This window comes from Blastococcus sp. SYSU D00813 (assembly GCF_054050735.1).
The window spans coordinates 26423-51125 of record NZ_JBJGZX010000008.1; the positions used below are offsets into that span (position 1 = coordinate 26423).

Annotated in this window: 26 protein-coding genes; 11 read left to right on the forward strand and 15 right to left on the reverse strand. The window is 77.0% G+C overall.

Annotated features, from left to right (window positions below):
- Positions 1–5: 5 nt before the first annotated feature.
- Complete coding sequence (locus ACI8AX_RS07615) at positions 6–1451, reverse strand: hypothetical protein (RefSeq protein WP_456549188.1); 1446 nt, start codon at positions 1449–1451, stop codon at positions 6–8.
- Between the two features lie 131 nt (positions 1452–1582).
- Complete coding sequence (locus ACI8AX_RS07620) at positions 1583–2089, reverse strand: DUF6328 family protein (RefSeq protein ID WP_456549189.1); 507 nt, start codon at positions 2087–2089, stop codon at positions 1583–1585.
- Positions 2090–2152: 63 nt separating this feature from the next.
- Between ACI8AX_RS07620 and ACI8AX_RS07625 the strand changes: the two genes are divergently transcribed.
- Together ACI8AX_RS07625 and map are read left to right on the forward strand one after the other, a co-directional pair.
- On the forward strand, positions 2153–2437 hold the full coding sequence (locus tag ACI8AX_RS07625) for a hypothetical protein (RefSeq protein ID WP_456549190.1): 285 nt from the start codon (positions 2153–2155) through the stop codon (positions 2435–2437).
- A 53-nt stretch (positions 2438–2490) separates the two neighbouring features.
- Complete coding sequence (map, locus tag ACI8AX_RS07630; protein WP_456549191.1) at positions 2491–3273, forward strand: type I methionyl aminopeptidase; 783 nt, start codon at positions 2491–2493, stop codon at positions 3271–3273.
- A gap of 42 nt (positions 3274–3315) precedes the next feature.
- Here the strand turns inward: map and ACI8AX_RS07635 are convergent, their stop codons facing one another.
- The 4 genes from ACI8AX_RS07635 to ACI8AX_RS07650 form a co-directional block, all read right to left on the reverse strand.
- Positions 3316–3822, reverse strand: coding sequence for a PGPGW domain-containing protein (locus ACI8AX_RS07635; protein WP_456549192.1), 507 nt, complete (start codon positions 3820–3822; stop codon positions 3316–3318).
- Between the two features lie 47 nt (positions 3823–3869).
- Complete coding sequence (locus ACI8AX_RS07640) at positions 3870–4406, reverse strand: hypothetical protein (RefSeq protein WP_456549193.1); 537 nt, start codon at positions 4404–4406, stop codon at positions 3870–3872.
- A 133-nt stretch (positions 4407–4539) separates the two neighbouring features.
- A complete protein-coding gene (locus ACI8AX_RS07645; protein ID WP_456549194.1) occupies positions 4540–4809 on the reverse strand; it encodes a DUF2277 domain-containing protein in 270 nt (89 codons plus the stop codon).
- Between the two features lie 20 nt (positions 4810–4829).
- Entirely contained in the window at positions 4830–5258 is a 429-nt protein-coding gene (locus tag ACI8AX_RS07650) for a DUF6157 family protein (protein ID WP_456549195.1), read from the reverse strand.
- A gap of 44 nt (positions 5259–5302) precedes the next feature.
- On the opposite strand from ACI8AX_RS07650, the gene ACI8AX_RS07655 reads away from it, so the two are divergent.
- Complete coding sequence (locus ACI8AX_RS07655; RefSeq protein ID WP_456549196.1) at positions 5303–5704, forward strand: hypothetical protein; 402 nt, start codon at positions 5303–5305, stop codon at positions 5702–5704.
- 10 nt (positions 5705–5714) lie between these two features.
- Complete coding sequence (locus ACI8AX_RS07660; protein ID WP_456549197.1) at positions 5715–6617, forward strand: SDR family NAD(P)-dependent oxidoreductase; 903 nt, start codon at positions 5715–5717, stop codon at positions 6615–6617.
- A gap of 4 nt (positions 6618–6621) precedes the next feature.
- On the opposite strand, the gene ACI8AX_RS07665 is transcribed toward ACI8AX_RS07660, so the two are convergent.
- Positions 6622–7356 carry a GAF and ANTAR domain-containing protein gene (locus tag ACI8AX_RS07665; protein ID WP_456549198.1) on the reverse strand — a complete coding sequence of 245 codons (735 nt, stop codon included), beginning with the start codon at positions 7354–7356 and terminating at the stop codon, positions 6622–6624.
- Positions 7357–7550: 194 nt separating this feature from the next.
- On the opposite strand from ACI8AX_RS07665, the gene eat reads away from it, so the two are divergent.
- The 3 genes from eat to eutC are packed head-to-tail and all read left to right on the forward strand — an operon-like array spanning position 7551 to position 11141.
- On the forward strand, positions 7551–8990 hold the full coding sequence (gene eat / locus ACI8AX_RS07670) for an ethanolamine permease (RefSeq protein ID WP_456549199.1): 1440 nt from the start codon (positions 7551–7553) through the stop codon (positions 8988–8990).
- Entirely contained in the window at positions 8987–10402 is a 1416-nt protein-coding gene (locus tag ACI8AX_RS07675) for an ethanolamine ammonia-lyase subunit EutB (protein ID WP_456549200.1), read from the forward strand. The genes eat and ACI8AX_RS07675 overlap by 4 nt, the downstream gene beginning before the upstream one ends.
- A gap of 10 nt (positions 10403–10412) precedes the next feature.
- Positions 10413–11141, forward strand: a complete 729-nt coding sequence (eutC, locus tag ACI8AX_RS07680) for an ethanolamine ammonia-lyase subunit EutC (protein WP_456549201.1) — start codon at positions 10413–10415, stop codon at positions 11139–11141.
- A gap of 3 nt (positions 11142–11144) precedes the next feature.
- On the opposite strand, the gene ACI8AX_RS07685 is transcribed toward eutC, so the two are convergent.
- Positions 11145–11426: a hypothetical protein gene (locus ACI8AX_RS07685; protein ID WP_456549202.1), complete on the reverse strand. Its 282-nt coding sequence runs from the start codon at positions 11424–11426 to the stop codon at positions 11145–11147.
- A 19-nt stretch (positions 11427–11445) separates the two neighbouring features.
- On the opposite strand from ACI8AX_RS07685, the gene ACI8AX_RS07690 reads away from it, so the two are divergent.
- Positions 11446–12084, forward strand: a complete 639-nt coding sequence (locus ACI8AX_RS07690; protein WP_456549203.1) for a hypothetical protein — start codon at positions 11446–11448, stop codon at positions 12082–12084.
- Between the two features lie 270 nt (positions 12085–12354).
- Entirely contained in the window at positions 12355–12627 is a 273-nt protein-coding gene (locus ACI8AX_RS07695; protein ID WP_456549204.1) for a hypothetical protein, read from the forward strand.
- Between the two features lie 52 nt (positions 12628–12679).
- On the opposite strand, the gene cydC is transcribed toward ACI8AX_RS07695, so the two are convergent.
- The 3 genes from cydC to ACI8AX_RS07710 are packed head-to-tail and all read right to left on the reverse strand — an operon-like array spanning position 12680 to position 18713.
- Positions 12680–16078, reverse strand: coding sequence for a thiol reductant ABC exporter subunit CydC (cydC, locus tag ACI8AX_RS07700; RefSeq protein WP_456549205.1), 3399 nt, complete (start codon positions 16076–16078; stop codon positions 12680–12682).
- Positions 16075–17091, reverse strand: a complete 1017-nt coding sequence (cydB, locus tag ACI8AX_RS07705) for a cytochrome d ubiquinol oxidase subunit II (protein WP_456549206.1) — start codon at positions 17089–17091, stop codon at positions 16075–16077. The genes cydC and cydB overlap by 4 nt, the downstream gene beginning before the upstream one ends.
- 14 nt (positions 17092–17105) lie before the next feature.
- On the reverse strand, positions 17106–18713 hold the full coding sequence (locus ACI8AX_RS07710) for a cytochrome ubiquinol oxidase subunit I (protein WP_456549207.1): 1608 nt from the start codon (positions 18711–18713) through the stop codon (positions 17106–17108).
- A gap of 111 nt (positions 18714–18824) precedes the next feature.
- On the opposite strand from ACI8AX_RS07710, the gene ACI8AX_RS07715 reads away from it, so the two are divergent.
- Entirely contained in the window at positions 18825–19181 is a 357-nt protein-coding gene (locus tag ACI8AX_RS07715; protein WP_456549208.1) for a BlaI/MecI/CopY family transcriptional regulator, read from the forward strand.
- A 4-nt stretch (positions 19182–19185) separates the two neighbouring features.
- A complete protein-coding gene (locus ACI8AX_RS07720; RefSeq protein WP_456549209.1) occupies positions 19186–20121 on the forward strand; it encodes a M56 family metallopeptidase in 936 nt (311 codons plus the stop codon).
- A 245-nt stretch (positions 20122–20366) separates the two neighbouring features.
- Here the strand turns inward: ACI8AX_RS07720 and ACI8AX_RS07725 are convergent, their stop codons facing one another.
- From ACI8AX_RS07725 to ACI8AX_RS07740, 4 genes are read right to left on the reverse strand one after another with little or no spacing between them, the layout of a single operon-like run.
- Positions 20367–21260 (reverse strand): oxidoreductase, encoded by an 894-nt coding sequence (locus ACI8AX_RS07725; RefSeq protein ID WP_456549210.1) that lies wholly within the window; start codon positions 21258–21260, stop codon positions 20367–20369.
- The gene (locus ACI8AX_RS07730; RefSeq protein WP_456549314.1) at positions 21257–23530 is read right to left on the reverse strand and encodes a heavy metal translocating P-type ATPase; all 2274 of its coding nucleotides are present in this window, start codon (positions 23528–23530) and stop codon (positions 21257–21259) included. The genes ACI8AX_RS07725 and ACI8AX_RS07730 overlap by 4 nt, the downstream gene beginning before the upstream one ends.
- 47 nt (positions 23531–23577) lie before the next feature.
- Positions 23578–24477 carry a hypothetical protein gene (locus ACI8AX_RS07735; protein WP_456549211.1) on the reverse strand — a complete coding sequence of 300 codons (900 nt, stop codon included), beginning with the start codon at positions 24475–24477 and terminating at the stop codon, positions 23578–23580.
- A 7-nt stretch (positions 24478–24484) separates the two neighbouring features.
- Positions 24485–24694 (reverse strand): heavy-metal-associated domain-containing protein, encoded by a 210-nt coding sequence (locus ACI8AX_RS07740; RefSeq protein ID WP_456549212.1) that lies wholly within the window; start codon positions 24692–24694, stop codon positions 24485–24487.
- Between the last annotated feature and the right edge of the window lie 9 nt (positions 24695–24703).

Consider the following 24703-nt stretch of genomic DNA (forward strand, 5'->3'; position numbering starts at 1 on the left):
GGCGCTCACCGGGTCCAGAGCTGGAGGACCAGGTTCGTCTTGCTGCCCGCGAAGGACCACTCGCGGGTCACCGACAGCCCGGCGGCGCTGAGCAGGTCGACGTCGTCGGTGGGGAGGAACTCGCCCCGGACCTCCCGGCGGACGAGCCACACGCGGGAGGCGTCCGGTGGGGCGTCGTCGGGCGGCAGCAGGAGGTCGGCGCGCAGCTGCGGCGCCTCGGTGCGCACGTAGTGGTCGAGCCCCATCGCCGAGCGCAGGTCGGCGCCGACGACGGGCTCACCGGGCCGGTGCAGCTCCGCGAGGGCCGCGACCAGCCGGTCGGAGGTCTCCCGCGGCTCGCGGTCGGCCAGCGGGGCGGCGGCCAGCAGGGAGAAGCCGACGAGCGCGGCGCCCACGGCGGACCGGGCGCCCCGCGGAGCGGCCACGGCGCCGGCCGCGGCGAGGACGGCGAGCCCGAGCAGGCCGGCCAGCAGGTACCGGGGCAGGTAGACCGGCCGCACCAGCTCGGCGAGCAGCAGCAGGACGAGCGGGACGAGGACCCAGCAGGCGCCCACGACGCGCACGCCCCGGCCGCGGACCGCGCCGATGACCGCGAGCGCGACGGTCAGGTACAGCAGGGGGGTGCGGCCGCCGGCCCAGGCCTCGACGGCGAGGTCGGCGAGCCGGCCGTCGGTGTCGCGCAGGTGCTCGGCGTTGCGGCCGCCGGTGCCGTTGAGCAGGTTCATGGCCACCAGCGCTCCGGTGGGCAGCGCGGCGAGGGCGCCCACGGCCACGACGCGCACGGCCCGCCGCCCCCGGAGCAGCACCGCCGCCGCGACGAACGCGGCCAGGACGGTGAGCGCGTACCAGTGCATGAGCCCCATGCCGGCGCCGGCCAGCCCGAACAGCAGGAGCCCCCGGGGCCGGTCCTGCAGGTGGCGGACCAGGCCGAGCAGCGCGGCGCCGGTGGCCAGCACGGCCAGCCCGTAGCTGCGCGCCTCGACGGCCTGCTCCAGCAGCAGCGGGTCCGCGGCGAGGGCGAGGCCGGCGAGGACGCCCGTGGCCCGGCCGGCCAGCCGTGCCACGGCGCGGGTGACCAGCGCGATGCCGCCGGCCGCGGCCAGCAGGGACAGCGCCCGCAGCGAGGTGTCGCCGCCGACACCGGGCAGGAGCGTCCAGAGGTGCACGACGACGTAGTAGGGCGCGTTGTACGACGGCGGGATGCCGGCCAGGTAGCTCGTCGTCGCCTCGCCGCTCACCGCCGCGTGCACGATGTCGCCCAGCGGCAGGCGGGCGACCTCGGCGGTGAACAGCTCGTCGAACCACAGCCCCTGCCCGGCGCCGAGCAGGACGCAGCCCAGCGCCACGAGCAGCAGCGGGGGCAGCGCCTCGAGCAGCGGCGTCCACCGCCGTCCCGGAGCAGGCAGGCGAGCGGGCGCCCGCTCGCCCTCGACCGTCGTCGCCGCTGCCACGCGAGGGAGGGTAGGTGACCCTCCCTCGTCGCCCGCGGAGGCGTGAGCGGGCGCTGTGCGGGCGGTGTGCGGACGTCGCGGGCGGGAACGGCCCCGCGACGTCCGGAGAACACCCGCGAGGTGCCCGGGGATTAGCCCTGCCGGGACCCCCGGGCGCGCTGGACGACGGGGCTGCCGATCCACAGCCAGCCGACGAGGACGGCGACCACGGCCGCGGCGACCACCGCCTGGGGCAGGCTGAACAGCACGTCGGTCACCAGCAGGACCGCCGAGACCAGCGCGACCGCGAGCACCGTGAGCCCGAGGAAGGCGTTGCGGTTGCTGCGCCGCAGGAGGTCCTCCTTGTCGTGCTGCCGGAACAGCGCCCGGTGCTGCGCCGCTGGCGCGATCAGCAGCGCGGTCGCGGCCACCGCGGCCATCAGCGTCACGAAGTAGACGTCGCGCTGGAACCCGGTCATCTCGTCCCCGCCCTGCTGGAAGGGGACGACGAGCAGGAAGGCGAAGAGGAACTGCACCCCGGGCAGGGCGACCCGCAGCTCGTTGAGCAGCTCCATGAGCTCGCGGTCGATGCGCTCGGCCCGCGTCTCGTCGCGGCTGCCGCCGTCGTGCTCGTCCCGTACCGGGTGCGTGATGGCCATCGCGCGTGCTCCTCTCCTCCGTCGCCCCCGCCGCCTGCCACAGGCCGGATCAGGGCCTGGTGTATGCCCGCTGTCCACCTGCTGTTCACCTGGTCGCCCGAACGGGTGTCCCGGGCGGGGTATGGCGCGGGCATGTCGATGTCCGCGCCGCTCGAGCCCGAACTGCCGAAGACCGACGACGGGATCCCCGCCGCCGACCCGGGGGCGGGCGCCCCGCCGCCGGCCGAGGGCTTCGGCATCGAGGGCGAGGACCCCGACCGCGCCGAGGGCGACCCCGATCCCGAGCCCCGCGCCGCCGGCGACCCGCCGTTCCGCACGCCCGACCCGCGGGAGGTCGGCCGGGACTGACCGGCCGGGCCACGCCGGCGGGGGGCGGTCGGGCGCCTCGTACCGTGGACGCCGTGGAGACGACGACCCTGCCCCGCCGCACGGCGCTCGAGCTCGACGCCATGCAGGACGCCGGGCGGGTGGTCGCCGAGACGCTCGCCGCGGTGCGTGCCGCGGCCGCGCCGGGCGTGAAGCTGCGCGACCTCGACGACCTGGCGCAGACCTGCATCCGCGAGGCGGGCGCGACGTCGTCCTTCCTCGGCTACAAGCCGGCGTGGGCGCCGACGGCCTACAACGGCGCGCTGTGTCTGTCACCCAACGAGGTGGTCGTGCACGGCCGGCCCAGCGGACGCAGGTTGCACGAGGGCGACGTGCTGAGCATCGACTGCGGCGCGATCGTCGACGGCTGGAACGGTGACGCGGCGATCACGCTGCTGATCGGCGAGACCTCGGCGGAGGAGGACGCCCGGCTGGTGCGGGCGACCGAGGAGGCGCTGGCCGCGGGCATCGCCGCGTCGGTGCCCGGGGCGACGCTGCTGGACGTGGCGACGGCGATCGACACGGTCGCCCGGCGGTACGGCTTCGCGCATCTGCCCGACCACGGCGGCCACGGCATCGGGCGCTCCATGCACGAGCCGCCGTTCGTGCCGAACCGGCCGATGACCGGGCTGGACCGGGTGCGGCTGCAGGCGGGCAGCACCCTGGCGATCGAGCCGATGCTCCTGGCCGGCGAGGAGCGGTACAAGCACAAGAAGGACGGCTGGGCGGTCGTCACCGCCGACGGCCGGCGCGCCGCGCACGTCGAGCACACGGTGGCGGTGACCGACGAGGGCCCCGTCGTCCTCACCACGGCCTGAGCGGGGTGCCGCGGCGCAGCTCTCCTGCGCCGCGGCACCCCCTCAGCCGAGGCCGAGCGCGGTGGTCGCCTTGTCGACCAGCTGGAAGTGGCCGACCGCCCAGAAGGCGACGCCGGCCAGGACCAGCCCGCCCACGGTGACCGCGGTGGAGCTCACCGGGTGCTGCTTGGCGTGCGTCCACGTGGCCGACGCCTTGCGGCGGAAGGCGGCGAAGAACCGCCGTGCCCAGTCGAACTCGGTCGACCACACCCACAGGCCGAGCAGCACCGGCGGGATGGTCAGCGGGCCCGGCAGGGCCGTGAGCGCCACGCCGAGCAGCACGAACAGCAGCCCGACGACGAAGACGCCGACCCGCCACGCGACGTAGGCGGGCCTGTTGTGCCGCAGCCTGTCGCGGAAGGACCCGGGCTCGACCGGCTTGGGCTTGCCGAGGCCGTCGGTGCAGTCCGGGCACACCGTGGCGCCGTGCGACCGGTCCGAGCCGTGCGGCTGCTCGGCCGCGGTGTTGCCGGCGAAGGTGACCTCGCGCGTGCCGGTGCTGCGGGTCATGGCGGGTCCTCCCCGTGGTGGCGTGCTCGGGTGCGGCAGCGGGCCGGTCAGCGGCCGGCGGTGCCGCGCAGCACCTCGGAGGGTCGCTGCTGCTCGCCGGCGTAGGAGCTGACGACGACCAGCGCGCCGGTGAGCGCGGGGATGACCCACTGCAGCCGGTCGAGCTGTTCCTGGGCGACCGCGACGTCGGCCCGGGTGCGCTTGCTGGGCTTCGTGCCCGACTTCGCCGGGACGGCACCGCCGCTGTCGACGATCTTGCCGAGGCCGCGGCTGTAGGCGGTGACGCCGAGCGCGGCGGCGGTGAGCGCGGTCTTGAGCACCGACATGCCCGCCACGCCCTTCTGCTGGGCGACCCGGCCGCTGTTGCTGCCGAGCTGGCCGATGCTGCCGATGAGGTGGGCGCCGATCGCGGCGGCGTTCACCGGGGTCCAGCGGTTCCACCCCTCGTTGGCGACGGCGCCGGTGCTGGATCCGCCCGCCTCGCCGGCGGCGGGGTTGAGGGCGACGGCGTTGGCGAGCGTGCCGCCGAACCAGGCGGCGAGGCCGAGGTCGTGGAGGGAGCGCGAGAGGGTGTTGCGGGCCATGAGGTGACTCCAGGATCAGGGGAGGGGGATCCCACCCCGGCTACCCGGTCCCCGCCGCCCTCATGCCCGTTGCGCGCAACCGGTCAGGTCGCGCCGCGTGTCGGGTCAGCGGGCGTGGGTCAGCGGGCGTGGGTCAGCGCGCGTAGCGCGCCGCCGACCGGGCGCGGGCCTTGGCGGCCTCGATCTCGCGGTCCTTGGGTGGAGCGGTCGTGACCAGGGCGTCGAGCAGCCTGGCCGAGGCGGCGGCCACCTCCGCGACGGCCCGGTCGAAGGCCTCGGCGTTGACCCGGGCGGGCTTCGTCGTCCCGCTGATCTTGCGCACGTACTGCAGCGCCGCGGCCGTGACCTCCTCCTCCGTCGCGGGAGGCGCGAAGTTCGACAGCGGACGGATGTTGCGGCACATGCCCGGGACTGTAGGAGCGTTCAGCGGGCCCGGGAACTGCGCATCGCCCGCACCACGGTCACCGGTGCGCCGCTGCCGGGCACCCGCCCGGCGGCGAGCTCGGCGTACTCGGGGGTCTCCCGGCCGACCAGCGCCAGCCGCCCCTCGGCGTCGGCGTGCAGGCCCCAGCCGTACCGCTTGCCCAGCGGGGAGGCCCGCAGGCAGGCCTGGTCCCTGGCGAAGAAGGCCGCGCGGGCCGCCGGGCGCTCGGCCTCGGGGACGCCGGTGCGGTCGGCGTGCACGGTGAACAGGACGTCGGCGGAGGTCAGCTCGTACGGCCGGCCCGCCAGCAGGGCGTGGCTGAGGGCCGCGACCGACGGCTTGGCCGTCGCCGGGGGCACGGTGCCGGCCTCGGCCGGGCAGTCCTCCGCCACGGCGATGAACGTGTCGACGTAGTCCACCTTCTCCACGCGCGGCAGGGTAGGACGGGGGGACGACGGAACGGGGGGAGCGCGTGCCGGTGCTGCTGGTCGACGTCGCCAACGTGCTCGGCGCGCGGCCCGACGGTTGGTGGCGCGACCGGGCCGGGGCGACTGCCCGGCTGCTCGCCCGGCTGGCGACCCTCCCGGGCCGCGAGCTGCCCGGGCCCGACGGCCGGCCCCTGACGGTCACGGCGCTGGTCGCGGTGGTCGAGGGGGCGGCGCGCGACGTGCCGGCGCCGGCGGGGACCCGGGTGGTGCGGGCGCCCGGCAGCGGGGACGACGCCCTGGCCGCCGAGGCCCGCGCGGCCGGCGAGCCGCTGCTCGTCGTCACCGCCGACCGCGGCCTGCGGGCCCGGCTGCCGGCCGGCGCCGCGGTGGCCGGACCGGGCTGGCTGCTCGGTCACCTGCCGAATGTCTCGGACGCCACCGGGTAGGACGCGACCCATGACCGGCACCGCGGAGTCCGCCGCGCCCCCGTCCGTCCTCGTCACCGGCGCCTCGAGCGGGATCGGCCGCGCCACCGTGCTGCGCTTCGCCCGCCGGGGCAGCTCCCTGCTGCTCCTGGCCCGGGGCCGCGAGGCCCTGGAGGACACCGCCCGCGAGGCGCGCGCGGCCGGTGCCGGCGAGGTGCTGGTCTGCCCGGCCGACGTCGCCGACGCCGATGCCGTCGGGAACGCCGTCGACACCGCGGTGAGCCGGTTCGGCCGGCTCGACGTCGTCGTCCACGCGGCGCAGGTGATGGCCTACGGCCGGGTCGAGGACGTGCCGCGGGCGGTGTACGAGGCCGTCGTCGACACCGCGCTGCACGGCACCGCGAACATCGCCCGCGCCGCGCTGCCGGTGTTCCGGCGGCAGGGGGCCGGGCACCTGGTCGTCGTCAGCTCGCTGCTGGCCGAGGTGAGCGCGCCGCTGATGGGCAGCTACGTGGCGGCCAAGTGGGGCCAGCTGGGCCTGGTCCGCACGCTGCAGCAGGAGGTCCGCGACGCCCCGGGGGTGCACGTGTCGGCCGTCGCGCCCGGCGGCGTGAACACCCCGATCTACTACCAGGGCGCCACCTACGCCGGGCGCGCCGGCCGGCCGCCGGTCCCGGTGTACTCGGCCGACCGGGTCGCGCGGGCGGTGCTCGCCCGCCTGGAGCGGCCACGGCGGCTGGTGCACGCGGGCGTCGCCAACCCCGTGGTCGTGGCCGGGTTCCGGCTGCTGCCGGCCGTCTACGACGCCCTGGTCGGCCCGCTGCTCAAGGTGTTCGCCCTGGCGTCGGACGACCAGCGCGGCCCGACCGAGGGCAACGTGTTCGAGTCCCGGCCCCACGCCAACGCCACCGACGGGCGCTGGCGCGGGATCTGAGGGCTCACCAGCGGCGCGGGCCACCCTCGGGCAGGCCCGACTCGAACGCCTCCACGACGCCGGCGGCGACCTCGCGCAGCTTCACGTTGCGCCGCTGCGAGGCCAGGGTGAGCAGCCGGAACGCCTCCTCGGCGCTGCACCGCTCCTGCGCCATCACCAGTCCCACCGCCTGGCCGATGGCGGTGCGGGTGTCCAGGCCGCCGAGCAACTGCTCGGCGCGGTCGTCGCCGTCGGCGATCCGCAGCGCCACGGCCAGCGCACCGGTGGCCTGGGCCGCCCAGCGGGTGGCCACCTGCTCGTCGGCGTCGGTGAAGGCGTCGAGCACGGTCGCGTAGAAGTTGAGCGCGCCCCGGCTCCGCTCCCGGACGACCAGCGGGATCGACAGCGAGGACCGCACGCCGACCTGGGCGGCCAGGGCGGGATAGGGCCCCCACCGGTCCTCGGCGCTCATGTCGGTCACGCGGACGACGACGCCCTCCCGCATGGCCTGCAGGCACGGGCCGTCGTCCACCTGGTACTGCCGCTCGTCGGCCCGCTCGGCGAGCTCCGCGCTCGCCGCGACGGTCACGGCCCCGGACGCGCGGGCCAGCGTGAGACCGCAGGCCTCGGCGCTGGGGGTCTGCCCGGCCGCGACGCGGACGAGGTCGGCCAGGAAGGCGTTCAGGTCGCCGGCTGCGGCGAGGAGGGCGAGGAGATCGGTGTCATCGGGGACAGAGGTGTCCCCGAGGGCGTCCACCACGTTCGAGGTGCTCCTGTTGGGGCGGTGCGAGGGTGGCCCACCCTTGGACCGCGGGCGAGTTTACGTCGTACGTGATCCATCGCTCCGCAGGGTGTGAACAGCGTGTTCCGATCCGGCGCCGCCGGTTGACCGGCGTCCGGCGCCGGGACGACGCTGGCTCCTCCCGACCCCGGGGGCCCGACCGGGAGGCCGCCATGACCGCGGAGCCGCACGCCCGCCCCACACACCCCACCGTCACGGCGGAAGCGGTCGATCCCGCGTACCTGGACCGCCGGCGGCTCCGGTCGGGCACGGCCGGCTGGGTGCTGCTGGCCGGGCTCGGCGTCGCCGCGGTCATCTCCGGCGACTACGCCGGCTGGAACTTCGGGCTGGCCGAGGGTGGCTTCGGCGGCCTGCTGATCGCGACGGTCCTGATGGGCGTCATGTACACCGCCATGGTCTTCGGGCTGGCCGAGCTCGGGGCGGCGCTGCCGACCGCGGGGGGCGGCTACACCTTCGCCCGGAGGGCCCTGGGCCCCTGGGGCGGCTACGCCGCCGGCGTCGCCGTCCTCATCGAGTACGCGATCGCCCCGGCGGCCATCGCCACCTTCATCGGCGGCTACGTCGAGTCCCTCGGGCTCTTCGGCATCACCGACGGCTGGTGGGTCTACCTCGCCGTCTACGCCCTCTTCATCGGCATCCACCTGATGGGCGTCGGCGAGGCCCTCAAGGTCATGATGGCCATCGCCGCGGTCGCCGTCCTCGGCCTGGTGCTGTTCCTCCTGGGCGCCATCGGTGACTTCGACGGCGCCAACCTCACCGACATCGCGCCCACCGACGCCGCCGGCGCCTCGGAGTTCCTGCCGTTCGGGCTGCTCGGCATCTGGGCGGCCTTCCCCTTCGCGATCTGGTTCTTCCTCGCGGTCGAGTGCGTGCCGCTGGCCGCCGAGGAGGCCAAGGACCCGGCCCGCTCGATGCCCCGCGGCATCGTCGCGGCGATGGGCGTGCTGGCCGTCCTGGCCGTCCTCATGCTGGTGTTCACCACCGGCGCCGGCGGCGCGCAGGTGATCTCGGAGAGCGCGAACCCGCCGGTCGACGCCCTGCCGGAGGGCGGTCTCCAGACCGTCGTCAACTACATGGGCCTGGTCGGGCTGGTCGCGAGCTTCTTCTCCATCGTCTACGCGTACAGCCGGCAGACCTTCGCGCTGTCGCGGGCGGGCTACCTGCCGCGGGCCCTGTCGGTGACCAACGGCCGCAAGGCGCCGGTGCTGGCGCTCGTCGTGCCCGGCGCCATCGGCTTCCTGCTCACCCTCACCGGGCAGGGCGCGGTGCTGCTCAACATGGCGGTCTTCGGCGCCACCGTGTCCTACGTCCTGATGATGGTCAGCCACATCGTGCTGCGCCGGCGCGAGCCGGACCTCGAGCGCCCGTACCGCACCCCCGGGGGGACGGCGACGACGGGCGTCGCCCTCGTGCTGGCCGCCCTCGCCGTCGTCGCGACGTTCCTGGTCGACCCGCTGGCGGCGGTCCTGACGCTGGGCGCCTACGCGCTGTTCCTCGCCTACTTCGCGCTCTACAGCCGCCACCACCTCGTCGCCGCGGCGCCGGAGGAGGAGTTCGCCGCGCTGGCCGCGGCCGAGGAGGAACTGCGGTGACCGTCCGCCGCGCGACCCTGGCGGGGCACACGTACGAGTTCCCCTCGCTCGTGGAGCTCCTGGCCAAGGCCACGCCCGCGCGCTCCGGCGACGTGCTCGCCGGCTGCGCCGCCGGCTCGGAGGCCGAGCGGGTGACGGCGCAGACGGTGCTGGCCGACCTGCCGCTGGCGACGTTCCTCGAGGAGCAGGTGGTCGGCTACGACGAGGACGACGTGACCCGGCTGGTGCTCGACACCCACGACCCCGCCGCGTTCGCCCCGGTGCGCTCCCTGACCGTCGGGTCGTTCCGCGAGTGGCTGCTCGCCCGCGCCGCCGAGGGTGACGAGGCGGCGATCTCGGGCCTCTCCCGCGGGCTCACCCCCGAGATGGTGGCCGCCGTCTCGAAGCTGATGCGCAACGCCGACCTGGTCGCCGTCGGCCGGCGGACCCGCGTGGTGACCGGGCTGCGCAGCACCCTCGGCCTGCCCGGGCGCCTGGCCTCGCGGCTGCAGCCCAACCACCCCACCGACGACCCGCTGGGCGTCACCGCCTCCGTGCTCGACGGCCTGCTGCACGGCTGCGGCGACGCGGTGATCGGGATCAACCCGGCCACCGACTCGCCCGCCCGCACGGTGGAGCTGCTGCAGCTGCTCGACGCGGTCATCCGCCGTTACGAGATCCCCACCCAGTCGTGCGTGCTCGCGCACGTGACCACCACCCTGCGGGCGCTGGAGGTCGGGGCGCCGGTCGACCTGGTGTTCCAGTCGGTCGCCGGCACGCAGGCGGGCAACCGGTCCTTCGGCGTCACGCTCGACCTGCTCGCCGAGGCCCGGGCCGGGGCGCTGGAGCTGGGCCGCGGCACGGTGGGGCAGGACGTGACCTACTTCGAGACCGGGCAGGGGTCGGCGCTGTCGGCCGGGGCGCACCTGGGCGTCGGCGGCCGGCCGGTCGACCAGCAGACGCTGGAGGCCCGCGCGTACGGCGTGGCCCGGCACTTCTCCCCGCTGCTGGTCAACACCGTGGTCGGGTTCATCGGCCCGGAGTACCTCTACGACGGCAAGCAGGTGCTGCGCGCCGGCCTGGAGGACCACTTCTGCGGGAAGCTGCTCGGCCTGCCCATGGGCGTGGACGTCTGCTACACCAACCACGCCGAGGTCGACGGCGACGACACCGACACGCTGACGCTGCTGCTGGGCGCCGCGGGCTGCACCTTCGTGATCGCCGTCCCGGGGGCCGACGACGTGATGCTGCACTACCAGTCGCTGTCGTTCACCGACGTGCTCACCGCCCGGCAGGTGCTCGGGCTGCGCCCGGCCCCCGAGTTCGAGGCCTGGCTGGCCCGGATGGAGCTGCTGGACGACGCCGGCCGGGTGCGCGAGCTGCCCGCCGACGCCCCGGCCGCCCGCGCGCTGCTCGCGGCGGCGGCGTCGTGACGGGGCGGTCGTGACCGTCCCGGCGGCCGACCCGTGGGCGGCGCTGCGCGCCCTGACCCGGGCACGGGTCGCCCTCGGCCGGGCCGGCGACGCGCTGCCGACCGCCCGCGAGCTGGAGTTCCGCGCCGCCCACGCCGCGGCCCGGGACGCGGTGCACACGCCCCTGGACTCGGCGGCGCTGGCTGCCGCGCTGCCCGGGGACGACGTGCTGGAGGTGCGCTCGGCCGCGCCCGACCGCGCCACCTACCTGCAGCGCCCCGACCTGGGCCGGCGGCTCGCGGAGGGCACCGAGCTGCCCCGCACCGGCGCCGACCTCGCCGTCGTCCTCGCCGACGGCCTCTCGCCGCGCGCGGTGCACGAGCACGGGCCCGGCCTGGCCGCCGCGCTGCGGGAGCGGCTGCCCGGCTGGTCTCTGGCGCCGCTCGTCGTGGCGCACCAGGCGCGGGTCGCGCTCGGCGACGCGATCGGGGAGGCGCTCGGGGTCCGCGCGGTCGTGGTGCTGATCGGCGAGCGGCCGGGGCTGTCGGCCGCCGACTCGCTGGGCGCGTACCTGACGTGGGACCCGCGGCCGGGCCGGGTGGACGCCGAGCGGAACTGCGTCTCGAACGTCCGCCCGCCGCACGGCCTGACCTACGAGCAGGCGGCCGGCACCCTCGTCGCGCTGCTCACCGCGGCGCGGGAGCTGGGCGCCTCCGGGGTGGCGCTCAAGGACGAGGGCCCGGCCCTGCCGGCGGGCTGACGGTCAGCCGCGGCGCAGCGGCAGCCGGCCCAGCAGCCGGCGCAGGCGCGACGACGCGGCCGGCACCCCGGCCGGCCGCCCCCGGGCCAGGTCCGGATCGGGCTCCGGGACGGCGGCCAGGGCTGCGTGCCGCTCGTGCAACCGGGCCCGCACGTCGTCGGCGGTGTAGGCGCGGCGCCGGCGCTCGTTGCGGGCCAGCACCGCCCCGGTGGCGGCCACGCCGGCGAGGCCGGCCAGCCCGAGGACCTTCAGCAGCGGCTTCCTGACCTGCGATCGGGGGCGCACGGTCGCCTAACGTAGCCGCGTGCCCCCGCCCCGCGCCCTCCCGCTCGGCGAGGCCGTCGAGCTGACCCGCACCGGAGACGTCTGGGTGTTCCGCGGCGCCTCGCTGGCCGACCGGGCCATCCGCGCCGTCACCAACGCGCCGGTCAACCACGTCGGCATGGCCGTGGTGCTCGAGGACCTGCCGCCGCTGCTGTGGCACGCCGAGCTCGGCCGCTCGCTGCCCGACGTGTGGACCGGCCAGCACCAGCGCGGCGTGCAGCTGCACGACCTCGCCGACGCCGTCACCACCTGGCGGCAGCGCTACGGCCAGTCGGCCTGGCTGCGCCAGCTCGTCGGCCCGGCCGACGACGGCGGGGTGACGCCGGAGATGGAGGACGCCGTCCTGCGCACCGTCGCCCGCTTCGACGGCCGGCCCTTCCCGACGACGCGCGGGCTGGTGGCGGGCTGGGTCAACGGGCGGCTGCGGCGCGGCACGGCCGCGGAGACGGTGTTCTGCGCCGAGCTGGTGGCGACCACCTACACCGCCATGGGCCTGCTGCCCGCCGACCGCCCCCGCAACTGGTACGACCCGGGCAGCTTCTGGTCCGGCGACGACCTGCCGCTGCTGCAGGGCGCGACCCTGGGGCCGGAGATCCCGGTCGACGTCCCGCCGTCCTGACCCCGGCAGGTGTTCGGCGCCGGCCGGCGCGAGGACGGGCACTGGGTGCAGCGCCGCGTCGAGCTGGCCTCGCCCGACGCGGCGCCGCACAGCGGTCCGCAGCACGACGGCGACCGCGCCGTCACCTCCGCGGCGTTCGTGTCCGGGCCCGCCCGGCCGGGGTCACGGAACTGTCACAGGGCGGGAGGAGGGTGGGCTGCACGGGTAAGGAACGACCAGGTCCCTCCCGGCGCCGGCCCGGTGCGGGAGGAGCCTCCGCAGGAGGTCGCCATGAGCACCGTCCACTGGATCCGGCCCGACATCGCCGGTGACCTCGTCGCCGTCGCCTACGCGACCGGCGCCGCCGCCCCGCGGGAGATCCGCATCCGCCCGGAGCTGTTCGCGCGGATGGTCGCGCAGCTGGCCCCGGAGCTCCGGCCGGCGGTCGCCGACCGCCACGTCCTCGGCGCCGCACCGGGTGTGCCCGTCGTGGTCGACGCGACGCTGCCCGAGTTCCCCGGGTTCGAGGTCGTCCGCCAGCGACCGGGGGTCAGCGCGGCCTGAGCGCGGACGCCGGCCGGTCCAGGGCCGGCGCCGTCCGGGCGGACCAGGCGGCCTACCCCGCCAGGGCCGGCGCGCGCTCGGCGAGCCGGACCACCCGGTCGCCGGGGGCGGCCAGCGCGTCGTCGTGGGTCACGCAGACGACGACCCGGCCGGCCAGCGCCGTCCGCAGGTCGCGGACCAGGGCGGCGGCGGTGGGCGGGTCGAGGTGCGCGGTCGGCTCGTCGAGCAGGACGACGTCGCGGTCGGCCAGCAGCGCCCGGGCCGCGGCCAGCCGACGGCGCTCCCCGCCCGACAGCGCCGTCCCGCCCGCGCCGACCGCGGTGTCCAGGCCCGAGGGGAGCGTGGCGAGCAGGTCGCCGAGGCCCGCCGCCGCCAGGGCGGCCCGCATCCGGGCCTCGCCGGCGGGGCCGGCCAGCTCGCCGCGGGGTGCGGCCAGCGCCAGGTTGGCCCGGATGGTGGAGGCGAACACGTGCGCCTCCTGCGGCAGCCAGGCCAGCCGCGACCGGACGGCGTCGCCGGTCAGCGCCGCGGTGTCGACCCCGCTGAGCTCGTAGCGGCCGGCGCGGGGGCGCAGCGCGGCCATGAGCACCGCGAGCAGCGTCGACTTCCCCGAGCCGGACGGGCCGCGGACCACCAGCCAGCCGCCGCCGGCGCCCGCCGCGGCGTCCAGGCCGGTCAGCACGTCGGGGCCGCCGGGCCAGCCGGCCCTCAGCGACTCGACGGCCAGGTCGCCGGCCCGCGCCGGCGCCGGGCGCGGGTCGGCCGGGTCGGCCGGCACCGGTGCGCCGAGGACGGCGTCCAGCCGCCGGTGCGCGTCGGCGAGCGCGCCGCGGCGCTGCAGCGCGGGGACCAGCCCGCCCAGCGGCTCGGCGAGCGCCAGCGGGGCGAGGGCCAGCACGGCGAGCAGCGGGCCGGAGAGGCCCTCGGCGGCGGCCACGGCGGCGCCCCCGATCGCGGCGGCGCCCGTGCCGAGGCCGACCAGCGCGGTGCCCAGCGCCGAGGCGCGGCTCCCGGTGGCCGAAGCGTGCCCGCGCCGCCGGCCCGGGGCGGCCAGGTCGCTCGCCGTCCGCGCGGCCAGGCCGTGGGCCCGCAGGTCGGGGGCGCCGGCCAGCACGGTCGTCGCGTCGCGCAGCGCGGCCACCCGCAGCTCCCCCTCGGCCCGGGCGGCACCGGCGTCCACCCGGCGGTGGAGGGCGAGGACGCCCACCACCGTTCCCCCCAGCACCGCTGCGGTGACGGCCGCGGCGGCGGGGGAGAGCAGCGCGAGGGCGCCGACGGTGCCGGCGGTCACCGTGCCCGCGACCAGCGCCGGCGGGAGCACCCGCACCGACAGGTCCTGCACGAGGGCGACGTCCCCGACCACGCGGGCCAGCGCGGCGCCCGGCGTCCGCTCCGCGGCGACGCCCTGCGCGGCCAGGGCCCGCCAGGTGCGGACGCGCAGGCCCGCGGCCTGCTGCAGCGCCGCGTCGTGGGCGGCCATCCGCTCCAGCCAGCGCAGCAGCGCCCGGCCCATGCCGAACAGCCGGACGCCGACGATGGCCACCATCAGGGTGAGGACGTGCGACGTGTCGGCCGCCCGGACGATGAGGTAGCCCGAGACCGCGGTCAGCGCGACCCCGGCGCCGGCCGAGGCGGTGCCCGCCAGCACCGCGCGCAGCAGCGCCCGGCGCGGCCACCCGTGCCGCCGCTGCGGCCCGGCCGCCTGGACGAGATCTGCACACTCGTCGCCATCGGCTGCCGGTGCCGTCGACTGTGCAGATCTCGTCGACGGGGCGGCGGGGGTGGCGGGGGCGGCGGCGGACGCCGGGGGTGCGGGCAGGTCCACGGGGCGGTCGGCCAGCGCCGCGAGCACGGGGTCGTGGGTCACCAGCAGCACGGTCACGGTGCCGCGCAGCGACGCGAGGACGGCGGCGACCCGCTCGGTGGCCGCGGCGTCCAGGTGCGCGGTGGGCTCGTCGAGCAGGAGCAGCCGGGCGCCGCGGCGGACCCGCACCAGCGCCCGGGCCAGGGCGACGCGCTGCAGCTCGCCGGGGGAGAGGGTCTCGCAGGCCCGGCCGGCCAGGCCTGCGGCGCCGACCCGGGCGAGCGCCTCCACGACGTACGCCTCGGCGGCGATCTCGTCCAGCCCGGGCTCGGCACCGGCGTGCCGGCGCAGCTCGTCGGCGACCGTGGCGCCGGTGGTGCGCGGGTGCTGCGGCACCCAGGCGACCGCGCCGGACGGCACGCCGCCGACCGTCCCGGCCACGGCGGCCGACGGCGGGAGGACGCCGGCCAGCGCGGCCAGCAGCGTCGACTTGCCCGAGCCGCTGCGGCCGCGCAGCGCGACCAGCTCACCGGGGCGCACCGCCAGGTCGACCGGGGGCAGGGCGGGCACGCGGCGGCCGGGGTGCCGCACGGTCAGCCCGCGGACGACGACGTCGGCGCCCCGCGGGTCGTCGTCGGGCCCGCCGGCGGCGAGGACGGCGGCCCTGCCGTCGTCGGCGGCCAGCGCCGCCCGCGCCTCGGCGGCGGCCAGGGTCGCGGCCTCGGTGGCGTGGTGCGCCGAGCCCAGCGCCCGCAGCGGGGCGAACGCCTCGGGCGCGAGCAGGAGCGCGGTGAGCGCGACGGCCAGCGGCAGGTCCCCGTGCACCAGGCGCAGCCCGGCCACCACGGCGACCAGCGCGACCGACAGCGTGGCGACGAGCTCGAGCACCAGCGAGGAGAGGAAGGCCAGCCGCAGCGTGGCCAGGGTCCGGCGGCGCGCGGCCTCACCGAGCTCGGCCAGCGCGGTGACCTGGTCGGCGGCCCGGCCGAGGCCGACGAGCACGGGCAGGCCGCGGACCAGCTCGGCCACGTGCGCGGCGATGCGGTCCAGTGCGCGGGCCGACTCCGCCGTCCCGTCCCGGGTGGTGAGCCCGACCAGGACCATGAACACCGGCACCAGCGGCAGGGTGACCGCCACCAGGACCGCCGACAGCAGGTCGGTCCAGGCGAGGACGACCAGCAGCACCGGCGGCACCACGAGCGTCTGCGCCAGCGCCGGCAGGTACGTGGTCAGCCCGGGGGCGAGGTCGGCCAGCCGGGTGGTGGCGAGGACGGCGGCCGGCCCGGGGCCGCCGGCGGCCTCGACCGCGGCCGGGGAGGCGGCCAGCCGGGCCAGCAGCCGCTCGCGCAGCTGCTCCTCGGCGCGGCGGGCGTCGCGCGCGGCGAGCAGCTCGCCGACCGCGCCGGCGGCCGCCCGCAGCGCCGCGCCGCCCGCGGCGACGGCGAGGGGCGGGAGGACGGCGCCGTCGGCGTACCCCGCGGCGCGGGCGACGGCGTGCGCCAGCCCCGCCGCCAGCAGCACGAGCCCCGCCGTCTGCGCGAGGGCGGCCAGCGCCGCCCGGACGAGCGTCCCGCGGAGGCCGGGGACGCCGTCCAGCGCCGCCAGCGGCCCCCGGGGGGAGCCCTTCGCGCGCGGAAGTCCCCTCATGCGGCGACCTCGGTCCGGGCGTCGTGCTGCGGCTCGGCGGTCAGCCGCTTGCGGAACACCCAGTACGTCCAGGCCTGGTAGGCCAGCACCACCGGCAGCCCGATCCCGGCGGCCCAGGTCATCACCGTCAGGGTGTAGTCGCTGACCGAGGCGTCGGCGATCGTGACGTCGAAGGCGGCGTCGACCGTGGAGGGGACGACGACGGGGTGGGCGGCGCCGAACAGCGTCGCGGCCGCGGCGACGAGCATCGCGCCCCACGCGGCGAAGGCCTGGCCCTCCCGGCCGACCCGCAGCCGGGTCCAGGCCAGCACCACCGACAGCGCCGCGACCAGCCACAGCAGCGCGGTGACCGGCGTGCCCGACCGCAGGTGCACCAGTCCGGCCCACAGCAGCAGCGGCACGGCGGCGACCGGCGCCCAGCGCAGGGCGAACGCGTGCGCGGCGGCCCGGACCGGCCCGTCGGTCTTCAGCGCGAGGAACACCGCGCCGTGCACCAGCGAGAACGCGACCACCGCGACCGCGCCCAGCAGCGCCGACCAGCCCAGCCCCGCGAAGGCCCCGCCGACCCGGGTGCCGTCGCCGTCGATCGGCAGGCCCAGGGTCGTCGCGCCGAGGGCGGCGCCGATGCCGGCGGCGGCGATGAGCGAGCCGGTGGTGATCACGCGGGTCCAGGCGCTGTCCCAGGCCGCGGTGTGGTGCGCGTGCCGCCACTCGAAGGCCACCGCCCGGATGATCAGGCCGAACAGCACGAGCACGAACGGCAGGTACAGCGCCGGCAGCCACGTGGCGTACCAGCCGGGGAAGGCGGCGAACACCGCGCCCGCGGCGGTGATCAGCCACACCTCGTTGCCGTCCCACACCGGGCCGATGGTGCGCAGCATCAGGTGCCGGTCGGCGCGGCGGCGGCCGAGCACCGGGAGCAGGGCGGCCACCCCGAAGTCGAACCCCTCCAGCAGGAGGAAGCCGGTCCAGAGCACCGCGACGGCGGCGAACCAGAGGGTCTGCAGGTCCATGACGGGGCTCCCGGTCAGTACGCGAAGGAGAGGACGTCGTCGTCGCGGTGCTGCCGCGCCGGACCGTCGGGGTCGTCGGGTGCGTCGTCGTCCCGGTCGTCGTCCCGGTCGCCGTCCCGGGCGCGCTGGGAGGGCAGGGTGACCGGTGCGGGGTGCGCGTCCCCGGTCGTCACGCCGCGCCGCACGAAGCGGGTGATCAGCCACAGCTCGACCACCGCCAGCGCGCCGTAGACGACGGTCAGCGCGATCAGCGAGGTCAGCACCTCGCCGGCGCTCACGCCGGGGGAGACGGCCTGGGCGGTGAAGAAGTAGACCTGCTCGTCCACGGGGACGTCGGGGTTCGGGTAGACGACGAAGGGCTGGCGGCCCATCTCGGTGAAGATCCAGCCGGTCGCGTTGGCCACGAACGGCGCACCGACGGCGAGCAGCGAGCCGTGGACGCCGATCCGGGAGGTCGGCACGCGCCCCTTCCGCGTCGCCCAGAGCGCGTAGGCGGCGACGCCCGCCGAGACCGCGCCCATGCCGATCATCAGCCGGAAGCTCCAGTAGGTGACCGCGAGCAGCGGCGTGTAGTCGATCTCGCCGCCGGCCCGGGCCCCGAACGAGGGGTCGTCGGGGTAGGTCTCGCCGTAGACGGCGGCGTACTCCTCCTGCAGCTCGTTGACGCCCGGGACGGCGCTGGAGAAGTCGCTGTGGGCGAGGAAGGACAGCAGCCCGGGGACGGTCCAGGAGTGGACGTCGTCGCACTCGTTGGAGCCCAGCTTGCCGAAGGCGAAGATCGAGAAGGGCGCCGGCGCCTCGGTCTCGCACAGCGCCTCGGCCGAGCTCATCTTCAGCGGCTGCTGGTGGTACATGAGCTTGCCCTGCCAGTCGCCGGTGACCGCGACCAGCACGAAGGCGGCCAGCGACACGAACCCGCCGAGGCGCACCGAGCGGCGCCACACCGAGTGGTCGACGTCCGTCGCCGGCTGCCCGGCGAGCTTCCGGCGCCGCAGGTGCCACAGGCCGATGCCGACGAGGAGGGCGCCGGCGACCATGAGCGCCGCGACGATCGCGTGGCTGAACGCGGCCAGCGCGGTGTTGTTGGTCAGGACGGCGAGGAAGTCGACCTGCACGGGCCGCCCGTCCTCGCCCACCTCGACGCCGACCGGGTGCTGCATCCACGAGTTGGCGGCGATGATGAAGTAGGCGCTGACGATCGAGCCGATCACCGCCGCCCACAGCGCGGCCAGGTGCAGCTTCTTCGGGATCCGGCCCCAGCCGAAGATCCACAGGCCGAGGAACGTCGACTCGAGGAAGAACGCGAGCAGCGCCTCGAGCGCCAGCAGCGAGCCGAAGACGTCGCCCACGAAGCGCGAGTACTCGCTCCAGGCCAGGCCGAACTGGAACTCCTGCACCAGGCCGGTGGCCACGCCGAGGGCGAAGTTGATGAGGTAGATGCGGCCCCAGAAGCGGGTCATCCGCAGCCACTCGGGCTTGTTCGTCCGGACCCACATCGTGTGCATGACCGCGACCAGGACGCCCAGGCCGATGGTCAGCGGCACCATCAGGAAGTGGTAGACGGTCGTGATCCCGAACTGCCAGCGGGCCAGGTCCAGGGTGTCCATCCCCAACACGTCCACCGGGGCTCTCCTCGTGCCGTCGGATCCGACGTACTCTTTCTACGCCGCGTAGAAGAAGAGTTCTACACGTCGTAGAAAAAAGGCGTGTGACACGCCGGACAGGAGGAGCCCGTGGCGTCGCTGGGTGAGCTGGAGCGGGTCGTCATGGACCACCTGTGGGCCGCGTCCGGGCCGCTGGCCGCGACCGACCTGCGTGACGCGCTCGCCGACCGGGGTCTCGCGCTGACCACCGTGCACACGGTGCTCGGCCGGCTGGAGCAGAAGGGGTTCGTGGCACACGACGAGGCCCGCCCGCGCCGCTTCCGGCCCACCGCGACCCGCGAGCAGCACGCCGCCGAGCTGATGCACGAGGTGCTGGGTCAGGCGGCCGACCGGCAGGCCGTGCTGGCGCGGTTCGTGGGCAGCGTCGACGCCGAGGAGGCCGCGCTGCTGCGGCGGCTGCTGGACGGCGCCGCCGGCACCGCCTGACCGCGTGCTCCCCGTCACCGCGGCCGCCCTGGCGGTGCTGGCCGCGCTGCTCGCGTGGCCGGTGCCGGCGTTGCTGGGCCGGGCGCGCTGGCCGCGGCGCGACCCGCTGGCCGCGCTGGTCTGCTGGCAGGCCGTCGGGCTGGCCGGTGGCCTGTCGATCATCGGCGCGCTGCTGGTGCACGGGCTGGCGCCGTGGGGGCACTCGCTGCCCGAGGCGGTCTGGCACGTGCTCACCGGGGCCCCGGCGAACGGGCGGGTCCGCGGCGACCACTGGGTCACGCTGACCCTGGCCGCCGTCCTGGCCGCCGAGCTGCTCGGCGTGCTCGCCCTCTCGTGGGTGCGCACCGTGCGCACCCGCCGCCGGCACCGCGAGCTGCTCGAGCTGGTGGTGCGGCCGGCCACCGAGGTGCCCGACGCCCGGCTGCTGGACACCCCCGCACCGGTCGCGTTCTGCATCCCCGGCGCGCGCCCGCTGCTGGTGCTGTCCTCCGGCATGGTCGCCGAGCTCGACGGCGCCCAGCTCGCCGCCGTCGTCGCGCACGAGCGCGCGCACCTGCGGGAGCACCACCACCTCTACCTGCTGCCGTTCGTGGCGTGGGAGGCGGCGCTGCCGGTGCTGCCCGCCGCGGGCCGCGCGCACGCCGCGGTGCGCACGCTGGTGGAGATGCGGGCCGACGACGTCGCCCTGGCCGCCCTGCCCGGCCCCGACCCGCGGCGCACGCTGGCGCGGGCGATCGTCGCGGCGGGCGCGCACGGCGGCGACGGCGGGGTGCCCGCGGGGGCGCTGGCCGCCGCCGGGAACGCGGTCACCGCGCGGGTGCGCCGGCTGCTGGAGCCGCCCGCACCGCTGCCGGCCGCCGTCCGGACCCTCGTGCTCGCCGCGGCGGCGCTGCTGATCGCCGTCCCGACCGCGCTGCTGCTCCTCCCCGCCGTCCTCTAGGAGCACTTCGCGCGCGAAAGTCCCCTCACGGCGAGGGACTTCCGCGCGCGGGCGGCGCGCCACTCTGCGGGCGGTTCCAGGACGGTGCCGGCGGTTTCCCGCCCGCGATGTACGGAGACCGCCGGCAAGGTGTCCCCGGTCAGCCCCCCGCCGGGACTCCCGCGCGCGAAAGTCCCCTCACGGCGAGGGACTTCCGCGCGCGAAACGTTCCCCGGGGCCGGGGACTCCCGCGCGGGAAGTGCTCGCTACGCGGGGAGCGAGGGGGGGAAGTCGACGCCGGTGAGCTCGGCCGAGCGCGCCCACAGCCGGGCGGCCAGCGCCGGGTCGCTGGCCGCGGCGGTCCGGCCGACCAGCGTCGGCGCGCCCCGCGTCTCCGCCAGCCGGCTCGGCCCGGCATAGCTGCCGCCGGGGACGTCGGCGGTGGCGGCGAACAGGGTGGGCAGCGCGCCCTCGGCCGCGCTGGTCGCCACCACCCGGTTGGCCACCGCCATCACGGCGTTCCAGGCCCGGTTGCCCGTGTGGCTCTGCAGGTTGGTCGCCGCGTAGCCCGGGTGCGCGGCCGTCGCGCGCAGCCGCGAGCCGGCCGCGGTGAGCCGGCGCTGCAGCTCGAGGGTGAACAGCAGGTTGGCCAGCTTGGTGGCGGCGTAGGCGGCGGTGGGGGAGTAGGGCCGCCGCTGCCAGTTCAGGTCGTCGACGTCGAGGCCGCCCATCCGGTGGGTGGACGACGAGACCGTCACCACCCGGTCGGTCACGTGCGGCAGCAGCAGGTTGGTCAGCGCGAACGGCCCGAGGTGGTTGGTGCCCAGGTGGGTCTCGAAGCCGTCGACGGTCTCGCCGGCCGGCACCCACATGACCCCGGCGTTGTTGACCAGCACGTCCAGCGGCCCGCTCCAGCCGGCGGCGAACGCGCGCACCGAGGCGAGGTCGGCCAGGTCGAGCCGGCGGACCTCGGTCGACCCCGGCAGCGCGGCGGCGGCCGCCTCCCCGCGCGCGACGTCGCGCACGGCGAGGACGACGTGCGCCCCCGCGGCCGCCAGCGCCCGGGCGGTCTCGAGCCCCAGCCCGCTGTTCGCGCCGGTCACGACCGCGGTGCGGCCGTCCTGGGGCGGGACGTCGGCGAGGGACCAGGAGCTCGTCATGCCGACCCAGCGTAGGCGGGGTCGGCGGCCCGGCCGCCGGGCAGCGGGGACGCGGCGTCCCGGTTGCCCGGCAGCGGCGCGAAGCCGCGCAGCCGCAGGCTGTTGGTCACGACGAACACCGAGCTGAACGCCATGGCCGCGCCGGCGATCATCGGGTTGAGCAGCCCGGCCACGGCCAGCGGGATGGCCGCGACGTTGTAGGCGAAGGCCCAGAACAGGTTGCCCTTGATGACGGCGAGGGTGCGCCGGGCCAGCCGGATGGCGTCGGCGGCGGCCCGCAGGTCACCCCGGACGAGGGTCAGGTCACTGGCCTCGATCGCCACGTCGGTGCCGGTGCCCATCGCCAGCCCGAGGTCGGCCTGCGCGAGGGCCGCGGCGTCGTTCACGCCGTCGCCGACCATGGCGACCACGCGTCCCTCGGCCTGCAGCCGCCGGACGACGTCCACCTTGTCGGCCGGCAGCACCTCCGCGACGACCTCGTCGATGCCGACCTCGGCGGCCACGGCACGCGCGGCGCGCTCGTTGTCGCCGGTGAGCAGGACCGGCCGCAGACCGAGGTCGCGCAGCTGCCGCACGGCCTCGGCGGAGGTCGGCTTCACCGCGTCGGCGACCACCAGGACGCCGCGGGCGGCGCCGTCCCAGGCGGCGAGCACCGCGGTGCGGCCGGCCGCCTCCGCCGCGGTACGGGCGGCGTCGAGCTCCGCCGGCACCGCGATCGACCGGTCGGCGAGCAGCCGCGGCCGGCCGACGACGACCGCCCGGCCCTCGACGACACCGGTCACGCCCAGCCCCTCGGCGTTGGCGAAGCCGGTGACCGCCGGCAGCGCCCCCGCCCCGGTCGCCGCGCCCGCCACCGCCTGCGCGATCGGGTGCTCGGAGGCCGCCTCGAGCGCTCCGGCCACCCGCAGCACCTCGGCGGCGTCCTCCCCGGCGGCGGGGACGACGTCGTGCAGCGCCATCCGCCCGGTGGTGACCGTGCCGGTCTTGTCCAGGACGACGGTGTCGGCCCGGCGGGTGGACTCCAGCACCTCCGGCCCCTTGACCAGGATGCCCAGCTGTGCGCCGCGCCCGGTGCCCACCATGAGGGCGGTCGGCGTGGCCAGCCCGAGCGCGCAGGGGCAGGCGATGATCAGGACGGCGACGGCCGCGGTGAACGCGGCGGACGCCCCGGCGCCGGCGCCGAGCCAGAAGCCCAGCGTGCCCACCGCCAGCGCCAGCACCACCGGCACGAACACCGCCGAGACGCGGTCGGCCAGCCGCTGCACCTCGGCCTTGCCGTCCTGCGCGGCCTCGACCAGCCGCGCCATCTGCGCCAGCTGGGTGTCGGCGCCGACGCGGGTGGTCCGCACGACCAGCCGGCCCCCGGCGTTCACCGTGCCGCCGGTGACCACGTCGCCGGGGCCCACCTCGACCGGCACGGGCTCGCCGGTGAGCATCGAGGCGTCGACGGCCGAGGAGCCCTCGGTCACCACGCCGTCGGCGGCGACCTTCTCCCCGGGGCGGACGACGAACAGGTCGCCCACGGCCAGCTGCCCGGCCGGCACGCGCACCTCGGTCCCCCCGCGCAGCAGGGAGACGTCCTTGGCGCCCAGCTCCAGCAGGGCGCGCAGCGCCGCGCCGGACCGCCGCTTGGCGCGGCCCTCCGCGTAGCGGCCGGCCAGCAGGAACGCGGTCACCCCGGCCGCGGCCTCGAGGTAGATCTGGCCGCTGCCGTCGCCGCGCTGCACGGTGAACTCGAAGGGGTGCGTCATGCCCGGCGTGCCCGCGGTGCCCCAGAACAGCGCGTACAGCGACCAGGCGAACGCCGCGAGCGTTCCGAGCGACACGAGGGTGTCCATGGTGGCCGCGCCGTGCCGCAGGTTGGTCCACGCGGCGCGGTGGAACGGCAGCCCGCCCCAGACCACGACCGGCGCGGCCAGCGTCAGCGACAGCCACTGCCAGTACTCGAACTGCAGCGCCGGCACCATCGCCAGGGCGACCACCGGCACGCTGAGCGCGACCGAGACCAGCAGTCGGAGGACCTCGGTCCCCTCCGCGGCTCGCGAGCTCGCCGCGGGCCCGTGGACCGAGGCCGACGGGGACGGCGCGGGTGGTTCCGGGACCGTCGCGGTGTAGCCCGTCCTCTCCACCGTGGCGATGAGGTCGTCGGTGGTGACGTCGCCGTCGACGGTCACCCGCGCCTTCTCGGTGGCGTAGTTGACCGTGGCCGTGACGCCGTCCATCCGGTTGAGCTTCTTCTCCACCCGCGCGGCGCAGGAGGCGCAGGTCATCCCGCCGATCAGCAGCTCGACCTGCGCGGGACCGCTCGCCGGCGCGCTCACGACGCGACCTCCACGGTGAACTCGGCGGTGTGCACGGTGTCGCCGTGCCGGAAGTCCAGGAAGAGGCGGTAGGTGCCGGGCGAGGGTGCCGTCGTCCCGAAGACGACGTGCGGGCCGGGCGCCGGCTCGGCGCCGTGCACCTCCTCGACCGGGTGCACGTGCACGTACGCGAGGTCGCCCTCGCGCAGCACGACGAGGTGGCCGAACGCGCCGAGGTGGGGCTGCAGGTCGGTCACCGGGACACCGGCGCGGCTGACGCTCAGCTGCACCTCGCTCTCGGCGCCGGCGGTGAGCCCGCCGGTGAGCACCACGGTGTAGCCGTCGACCTGCGCGGTGGGCGCGGGCGGGGGCAGCGGCTGCGGGGCGAAGTCGCCCGGCACCGAAAGGTCGGCCCCGAGGGTCAGCCCCTCGCCGAGCGCCGAGGGCGTGGTGTCGGCGACGACGCGCCAGGTGCCGGGGGTCAGGTCCAGCGGCACGGTCCAGGTGCCGTCGGCCGACGGCACGGGGTGCACGTGCTGGTACCCGGTCAGGTCCCGGCGGACGGCGACCAGGTGCAGGTCCTCCTCGTGCACGACGTCGAACTCGCGGACCGGGGCGCCGTCGGGGCCGAGCACGCGGAAGGCGAGGGTCGTGGCCGGTGCCGCGGGCAGGACCTCGGTCAGCAGGTCGAGGGTGTACCCGGACCCGCTGACGGTGAGGCCGCCGACCTCGACGTCCGCCGGCCCGTCGTGGGCCGCCTCGCCGTGGGAGGCCGGCTCCGCGTGCCCGCCGTCGTCGTGCGCCTCGGGCGCCGGTTCCGCGTCGACGGGGCCGACCGCCGCGCCGACGCCGACGCTGGCGGCGAAGACGGCGGCCAGCCCCACGGCGAAGGCGGCGACGCGGGCGGGTGTCTGCATCGCGGGATCAGCGCCCGGCGAGCTCGTACCCGGCCTCCTCGACGGCGGCGGCCACGGCGGCGTCGTCGAGGGGGGCGTCGCTGGTCACGGTGACCGCGCCGGTGGGCAGGTCGACCTGGACCTCGGTGACGCCGGGCAGGGCGCCGACCTCCTCGGTCACCGCGGAGACGCAGTGGCCGCAGGTCATGCCGGTGACGGTGTAGGTGCTCGTGCTCATGGGGTTCCT

Excerpts from the sequence above, each read along its gene's own strand:
- ACI8AX_RS07640 (WP_456549193.1), bottom strand. The coding sequence starts at position 4,406 with ATGGCCCGCAACACCCTCTCGCGCTCCCTCCACGACCTCGGCCTCGCC.
- cydC (WP_456549205.1), bottom strand. The coding sequence starts at position 16,078 with ATGAGGGGACTTCCGCGCGCGAAGGGCTCCCCCCGGGGGCCGCTGGCG.
- ACI8AX_RS07740 (WP_456549212.1), bottom strand. The coding sequence starts at position 24,694 with ATGAGCACGAGCACCTACACCGTCACCGGCATGACCTGCGGCCACTGC.
- ACI8AX_RS07620 (WP_456549189.1), bottom strand. The coding sequence starts at position 2,089 with ATGGCCATCACGCACCCGGTACGGGACGAGCACGACGGCGGCAGCCGC.
- ACI8AX_RS07660 (WP_456549197.1), top strand. The coding sequence starts at position 5,715 with ATGACCGGCACCGCGGAGTCCGCCGCGCCCCCGTCCGTCCTCGTCACC.
- ACI8AX_RS07725 (WP_456549210.1), bottom strand. The coding sequence starts at position 21,260 with ATGACGAGCTCCTGGTCCCTCGCCGACGTCCCGCCCCAGGACGGCCGC.
- ACI8AX_RS07735 (WP_456549211.1), bottom strand. The coding sequence starts at position 24,477 with ATGCAGACACCCGCCCGCGTCGCCGCCTTCGCCGTGGGGCTGGCCGCC.
- ACI8AX_RS07625 (WP_456549190.1), top strand. The coding sequence starts at position 2,153 with ATGCCCGCTGTCCACCTGCTGTTCACCTGGTCGCCCGAACGGGTGTCC.
- ACI8AX_RS07730 (WP_456549314.1), bottom strand. The coding sequence starts at position 23,530 with ATGACCTGCGCCTCCTGCGCCGCGCGGGTGGAGAAGAAGCTCAACCGG.
- eat (WP_456549199.1), top strand. The coding sequence starts at position 7,551 with ATGACCGCGGAGCCGCACGCCCGCCCCACACACCCCACCGTCACGGCG.
- ACI8AX_RS07645 (WP_456549194.1), bottom strand. The coding sequence starts at position 4,809 with ATGTGCCGCAACATCCGTCCGCTGTCGAACTTCGCGCCTCCCGCGACG.
- ACI8AX_RS07695 (WP_456549204.1), top strand. The coding sequence starts at position 12,355 with ATGAGCACCGTCCACTGGATCCGGCCCGACATCGCCGGTGACCTCGTC.
- cydB (WP_456549206.1), bottom strand. The coding sequence starts at position 17,091 with ATGGACCTGCAGACCCTCTGGTTCGCCGCCGTCGCGGTGCTCTGGACC.
- ACI8AX_RS07635 (WP_456549192.1), bottom strand. The coding sequence starts at position 3,822 with ATGACCCGCAGCACCGGCACGCGCGAGGTCACCTTCGCCGGCAACACC.